This is a genomic window from Providencia sp. PROV261, from assembly GCF_028477945.1.
GTDB lineage: Bacteria > Pseudomonadota > Gammaproteobacteria > Enterobacterales > Enterobacteriaceae > Providencia > Providencia stuartii.
The window spans coordinates 310,313-317,996 of record NZ_JAMPMC010000005.1; the positions used below are offsets into that span (position 1 = coordinate 310,313).

6 protein-coding genes are annotated in these 7,684 nt (G+C 43.5%); all 6 read left to right on the forward strand.

Annotated features, from left to right (window positions below; translation table 11 throughout):
• Positions 1-21 precede the first annotated feature (21 nt).
• Entirely contained in the window at positions 22-540 is a 519-nt protein-coding gene (locus PR675_RS04220) for an Hcp family type VI secretion system effector (RefSeq protein ID WP_004918557.1), read from the forward strand.
• Between the two features lie 82 nt (positions 541-622).
• Positions 623-2,731: a type VI secretion system Vgr family protein gene (locus PR675_RS04225; protein ID WP_004918555.1), complete on the forward strand. Its 2,109-nt coding sequence runs from the start codon at positions 623-625 to the stop codon at positions 2,729-2,731.
• Positions 2,732-2,741: 10 nt separating this feature from the next.
• Entirely contained in the window at positions 2,742-3,953 is a 1,212-nt protein-coding gene (locus PR675_RS04230; RefSeq protein ID WP_004918554.1) for a DUF2169 family type VI secretion system accessory protein, read from the forward strand.
• On the forward strand, positions 3,946-4,302 hold the full coding sequence (locus PR675_RS04235) for a DUF4150 domain-containing protein (protein ID WP_102781069.1): 357 nt from the start codon (positions 3,946-3,948) through the stop codon (positions 4,300-4,302). Before PR675_RS04230 ends, PR675_RS04235 begins: the two co-directional genes overlap by 8 nt.
• Positions 4,303-4,311: 9 nt before the next feature.
• A complete protein-coding gene (locus PR675_RS04240; RefSeq protein ID WP_272582689.1) occupies positions 4,312-4,797 on the forward strand; it encodes a hypothetical protein in 486 nt (161 codons plus the stop codon).
• On the forward strand, positions 4,767-7,684 hold a 2,918-nt coding region (locus PR675_RS04245; protein WP_272582690.1), incomplete at its 3' end, for a DUF6531 domain-containing protein. The genes PR675_RS04240 and PR675_RS04245, both read left to right, overlap by 31 nt.

Sequence of the window (7,684 nt, forward strand, 5' to 3'; positions counted from 1 at the left end):
AGGATAATAAAAGGACATATTATGCCAACTCCATGTTATATCTCTATCGAAGGAAAAACGCAGGGCAACATCACTGCGGGAGCATTTACCCCTGAATCGGTCGGTAACATCTATGTAGAAGGTCATGAAGACCAAATGCTGGTACAAGAGTTTTCCCACATTGTGACCGTACCAACTGACCCACAATCCGGTCAGCCTTCAGGCCAACGTGCTCACAAGCCATTCCGTTTTACTGTGGCATTAAACAAAGCGGTACCACTGCTGTATAACGCACTGGCGTCCGGTGAAATGCTGCCAAAAGTGGAACTGAAATGGTACCGCACGTCTGTTGAAGGGAAGCAAGAGCACTTCTTCACCACCACACTGACCGATGCGACTATCGTCAACATCGATTGCCAAATGCCACACTGCCAAGATCCGGCCAAAGCGGATTATACGCAGCTGCTCGAAGTGTCACTCTCTTACCGTAAGGTGGACTGGGAGCACACCGTAGCAGGCACTTCTGGTGCTGATGACTGGCGCGCACCGCTGGAAGCGTAATCGCTTCACTCGACGAGCCTACATAGGCTCGTCTTTCTCTATTTAATGTCATGACGCCTACCCGTTAATTCGGAGCCTATTTATGTTCTCAAAAGACCCCAAAAAACCATCTATAGATCCGATAGCCTCGATTCAAGACGAAGTCATCAATCAAGCTAAAGATGCCTTAATTTCTCAAGCGTCCGCCAAAACTCAACAAGCCATTAATGCGGCGCAAACAGCGTTATCTGTAGCCTCTAATATGACCTCACGCCTTAATGGTGTTTCTGCTGCACTCACACCCGGCGGTGGGTTTACTGGTGGACTACAAGGAGCAATATCTTCAGAAACAGGCGCTTATAGTGAGATGGCTGATAAAGCACAATCCACACTTCTCAGTGCTCTAGGACTCAACCCTGATCCAAGTGGATTAGTATTTACCTGTGAAATCGGATTATTACCTCCGGGAACATTACAAGTTACCGATTTTTCATTAACGGAAGGGCTTTCTTCACTCTTTAGCTTGAGCATTAATGCCGTCAGCCTACTCCCAGTGATAGATTTCCAAGAACATCTTGGTCAAGTTTCATCACTTACCGTCAAACGTGACGGTAAAGTTGTGCGTACCGTAAAAGGTATTCTTGCAGGGGCTGCTCAAGGTAATACCGATGGAGTGAAAACGTGGTATCATTTTGATATTCGTCCTGAAATGTGGATCATGACCCTCAACCAAGACAGTCGTATTTTCCAAGACCAAAACGCCCCCACCATTTTAAAAACCTTATTAGACGAAGCGCACGTCAAATCAGACTGTCTTTTTTACCGTGAAGCTTTACATCCGGTACGGACCTACACCACACAAAAACGGGAATCCGCTTATGACTTTTGGTGTCGCTTAGCCTTTGAAGAAGGGATTAACTTCTGGTTTGAAGATGAAGAGATGTTCTATAGCGATGAACATATGGGAATGACCGCGGGGATCCACCTCACCTACAACCCACAAGCCGATACCGATATAACGGATAGCACCGTTTCAACATGGCAATACGGTGAATATCTATGCTCAGATGAGACGATCCAAAAAGATAATAATTATGTTCGACCTTCCTACCCTCTGATGCATAAAGGGAAATTAGAAAAAGGTGGGCAACATAGTGTGTTTGAAAGTTATGGTCGTTTCCAATTAGATGCGGAAGGCGAACCTTTAACAAAGGTCCGATTTGAGCAATTACGTAGCGGTAGTCGCATGGGGAATGCCACGACTAACTGTTTTGCCTTACGTCCGGGAAAAATTTTCACCTTACAAAATCACCCAAATGCGCTGATGAATGACAGTTGGCAAGTCATCACTGTCACTCACCATGGCGTACAACCACTCGCCGATAACGGGGGTGGTGACGGAACTCAACTAAGTAATAGCGTTACATTTATACCTGGCCGTGAAGAATGGCGCCCGCCTCATCATTACAAACCAACTGCCGATGGTGATGAATTAGCCACCGTAGTTGGTCCTCCAGGAGAAGAAATTTACGTCAACGAATATGGTGCCGTTAAAGTCCATTTCCATTGGGATCGCTATGGTAAGCCTGATCATGGCGCCTCCTGTTGGGTGCGTGTTGCTATGGGATGGAGTGGCAATGGCTACGGTTTTTCTGCCGTACCTCGTATTGGCACTATTGTGCAGATAAGCTACTTAAACGGGGATATTGACCGCCCCATTATCACGGGATGTACCTACGATGGGCGTAATGCACCACCAATAAAATTTCCTGAAAATAAAACGCGTACGACCTTCCGTACGAAAACCCATAAAGGAAAAGGTTTTAACGAGCTACGTTTTGAAGATGAGGATGGCAAGCAGGAAGTGTTTATTCATGCCCAAAAGGACATGAATACGAAAGTGCTCAATGACCGTACTACCCATGTATTACATGACCATATGGAAGTGGTTGATAACGACCAAGCGATGCTGGTGAAAGGCAATCGCACTGAAAGCATTAATAAAGACAATACAGAGACTGTTGGGCAAAGTAAAACTATCAATGTTACCAATCAGTTATCCATTAATGTCGGTGATGTCATTGAACTCCGCTGTGGAGCCAGCGTGTTGCGGATGGATAGTGCAGGCCATGTCACAATTAATGGACATAAGTTTAATTTTGAAGCATCCGGACCTGTACAAATTACCGGTAAAGATGTGGACTTAAACTAGAGGATAAGAAATGGAATTTCGTAATCTTACGCCTTTTTCAGTTCTTAATTATAAAATGCTCAATGTGGAAGATATTGAGCACCATGTAATTGCTATGAAGGTTGGGTACGCTCTGGTCCCAACAGAAAATAAAGGGGAATATGTTCCTTCTTTACTGACTGATTTAAATTTTGAGTTTGAAGATCAATTTATTAGTAAACCAAACAGTTCATCTGTTCTCGTAGAAAGTGACTTAGCCCCCTTCAAACCTCATTGTGATGTACTAATCAATGGCATAGCGTATGCACCAGACAACACGCCCGCTGAATCCATTACTGTCTCTTTTACCATGACAAGCCGAGATAATAAGGTACTAATTGAAAAATCCCTACGCTGTTTTGGGGCTCGTCAGTTTGTACTCGATGAAAAGTCAGGTGAATGGAAGTTAACTTCTCCTTCTCCCATACGGCAATTGCCGATTGATTATCGTTATGCATTTGGTGGTGAATGTAAGGTCTATGAAAATGAAAAACTGGCTAAGCCTATTCCCGATGAAGCGTTATTTCCTGAGGCGCTACGTGCTGAGCATCCTGAAAAGGATTTCGCACCGATAGCACACAGTACCTATGAATACAATCCGCTAGGACAAGGATTTATCACACCATGGTATCAACAATCTAAAGAAATCACTGTACTTCCTGCTCCACAAATCGAATCATTAGAATATCCAATCACCACTGAATGGTTGACGTCACAATTAAATAATGAGTTGCAACAAAATCCTGTCGCTGGATTTGGGGCGATTGGTCGAGCATGGTTGCCTCGGCGCTTGCTTGCTGGAACCTATGATGAAACTTGGTTAAACCAACGTCATCCTTATCTCCCCAGTGATTTTGATTTTGGTTATTGGAACTGTGCACCAATCGACCAACAAATTACTTACCCAAAAACTGATTTTTCACTAATACTCAAAAATTTAACACCAAGTGGTGAACTCAACACAACATTACCGGGACATCGGCCTTTTGTTTTATTGCGCATGTTAAATGGCCTTTTTATCCCTCTACATCTCAATTTAGATACGCTGTTAATTGATACTGAGAAATTACAACTGTCCTTAACCTATCGCTTAATGTTTGAAGCTGATTTACCTATACGTGTATGTGAAGCACGATTTGAAATGGATCCAAATGCCCCATTAGTTCGTCTTGCTGAAACTCAAGAGGAGTTGAACCATGGCTGATAATTATTTAGCTCGCCAACAAGGTGAATGGTTGGTGATTAGCTTAACCCCTGATGTCTGTAAAACGCCTATGGGTTCATCAACACCGCCAATTCCATACCCTGTTATTGCAAAATTAGAAACTGCAGCCTCTGTCGTGCCATCCGTCAAAGCCAATGGTCATCCCGTTGTTGTTTACGATCAAAGCTATATTCCAACCACTTTAGGTGATGCGCCAGGAGTAGCTAATGGTGTGAAAAGTGGTACTGTCGGCGGCAAATGCTATCCCATCGAGCATTCAAAGAGTGTTCGAGTAGGAAAAAAACCTATATTGCGTCATGACGATAAATTTTGGATGAATGGGAAATAGGGATAATAAATGTCTAATCACCAAGATAATGTAGATGCAATGCTCGTAATTGGTTCGAGCCCACTAGCTAAGCCATACCCACCATTTGAGCAAGTCAAAGATAAAGTTGCTGATTGGAGGTTATACAGTAATGCCAGATTTGATGACACTAGCGAACGCCTTATTTATATCGAATTTGACGATAGCTCATATAATATAATTTCAACAGGAAAATATTCACATGAAGAATATGAAATTTTTCGCCAGCAAAACCCTTCACTCAATTTACCTGAATTAAATTCGGATGAGAAAGGTTACCCTGAATCTGGGTTTATTAGCAGCCGAGAGGACGAAATTAAGAAACATTCCAACATTTCTGCAAATGGTAATACTCAAGGTGTCATTACACACCAAGCAAAACCTTCCTCTGCCCCTGTAGAAAATGCTAATCCCATTGTTAAGACAGAAACACCCGCAGAAAAAAAATGTCAACACGGCATCCAGTCTCTTTATTGACAGCTGAAGAGGCTGAAAATGTCCGTCAGTGGGCTGAAGAACGAAAACAAGATTTAACCAAATGGGCAACTCAAACTAGTCACGAAGTATCAGCAGCTATTGACTCTCCTTTTGAAGGATTAAGCGGTGCTCTCAAAGAAACATGGAATGTGGTACCTGATGTACTCGACCTAGCTTATACTGGAGCTCAAATTATTGAAATTACAGGGAGTGTTCTTGGCTCAAAAATTGCTGGACTATTCAATGCTAAGTGGCAAAAGCAACTGGAAGATCATGCTCAGTTAGTTCGAGATCAATTTGGTGAATCTCCATTTGATGCTATTCGATTTACAGAATTGTCAGATGCAGAAAAAGGCGGTGCATTTCTGATGATGTTCACCCCAGTTGGTTTGGTAAAAAAAGCTGGAAAAAAATTGGGGAAAGAGCTCACTCAAGAAGCGGCTGAGATTATCGGCAAGACTTCGCGAAAAACATCTAATGAAGTAGCAGATATTGCTAATAAAGCACCATCTTCTGGCGGAACAGTTAAACCAAATACGAACTCGCCATCAAATAAAACCTCCGATACTCCATCAACTAAAGTCAACGAAGACACAAAAAAAACCCAAAAAAATCAAGATGGAAAAGGAAACGATACTGATAAAGTAAATACCTGTGGTGACCCCGTCGATATAGTGAGAGGCGATCTCATTCAAGCATGGTCAGTCATTAATATTCCGGGTCTATTACCTATCGAACTAACGCGAACCTATTACTCTACTCAATCCCCCAATGGTATTTTTGGAAAGAAATGGGCAGATAACTGGTCAATGTATCTGCTAATCAATGACAACACAATAGACTTTCAAGACCCTGAGGGGAGCTTATATACTTTTACCGCTCCTAACGATGAAGTGCGCTCCCGAAACTTACGAGCTCCACATTATCTACTATTGGGTAATAAACAAACAGGGCTACAAATACAAGATAATCGCCGTCAACGTATCTATCACTTTGATACATTATCTTTATCTTGTCGTCGATTAGTTAAAATCACTAATTTGCAAGGAATTGCACTACACTTTCATTACGATGATAAACAGCAACTCAGCCACATTTTACGTGATGATGGTTTTTTGGTTCGACTCCATTATCAACACAACCAACTAACTCATATCAATTATGAGCATGCTCAGCAAATACAACGGTTAGTTACGTGTCAATATGATAATCATGGTTATTTAAGTGAATGTGATGCTTTCCAACAAAACCACTTATGGCACACTTATACACCTGAAGGTTGGATGACCTCATGGCGAGATACAGATCAAACAGAACTCACTATTTGTTATGATAAACAAGGACGGGTCATTCAAACTCATTCAGATAGTGGGTATTGGTGCGATCGTTTCTTATATGATGACACATTACAGATTAACACTTATATAGACGGTGAAGGAGGTCATTACCGCTATTATTACAATGAAGATCAATTGGTCGTGCGTACCCTTGACCCTTTAGGTCGAGAAACTCGCACACAGTGGCGTGATTTTCAAAAGATCAGTGAAACCAATGATACTGGTGAGACTACACACTATATCTACCATGTCGATGGGTTACTGGCACAGATTCACCTACCAGATAAACGTAAAGTGGGTTATGAATATAATGATAATGGACAACTCACTCGTTACATTGCCCCAACAGGCGACGAATGGCAGCTAAGCTATGATACGCAAGGAAACCTAATAGCCATCATCGACCCACAAGGCCAAATACAAACTTACGAATATAGCCAACACGGCGAACTGCTCAAAGCCATTTCTCCCGATGGTGCACAGTGGCAATATGAATACAACGCCGCACATCAACTGATTAAGAGCACTAACCCATACCAAAATAGCACTGAATATCAGTTTGATGAACTCGGTCGCTTACAAGCTTATACCGATGCACTCAAGCACACTACCCGCTACCGTTATAGTCAAGAGCATGACGGCGTTAACGGCAGTGTCAGCGATGTATTATTACCTGATGGCACCCATCAACACATTGAATATGACAGCGAGCGCCGCGTTGTTGCGGTCACCGACGGTGAAGGTCGCACTACCCGCTATCGGTATGGCCCGTTTGATTTGCTCATGGCAATGGTACGCCCCGATGGCAGCGAAATTCATTTTGAATATGACGCATTAACTCGTCTGAAAAAAGTGATAAGCTCACTCGGTGAAACATATACCTATGAGCGTGATGCGGCTGGGCAAATCATTCGAGAAACCGATTTTACTGGACGCGTACTTGAATATCGTTACGACCGCTTAGGCCGACGCATTGCCACTCGTTACCCCGATAACCACGAGCTTCGCTGGCGCTATGCCTCCTCGGGAGTCATCATTGAACAAAGTGAATGGGTCGACGATGGCATTAACACGCAATGCCTCTCCACCACCACCTATGAATACGATACCCATTTACGCCTCGTTAAAGCCACTAACCCCGATTCGGTGGTCGAGTTCGAATACAATGCCCACGGCCAGTTAACCTGCGAACGCATTAATGGCCGTGAGGTACACCATCAATGGGATGAAGCTACACATACCCTCACCCAAACGCGCTTTGGTGAACGTGAACTCCATTACGCTTTCGGTCAATTGGGGGAATTAACTTCCCTACAAGTGGGTCAGCATGCCCCCTTACGCTTTAGCTACAATGCCGTGGGGCAAGAATATTTACGCCGCAGTGACGCCGGCTTTGTGAACTCCAGTCACTACAATGCAGCCGGTTTATTAGCACACCAACGCGCTGGACGCGGCTCCGAGAACTTCTTACGTGCCATGCAAGAAGCGCCGCATCTGCCTCCGGTCTGTACCGATGTGCACCGGTCATTCCACTATGACCGCGCCCATAA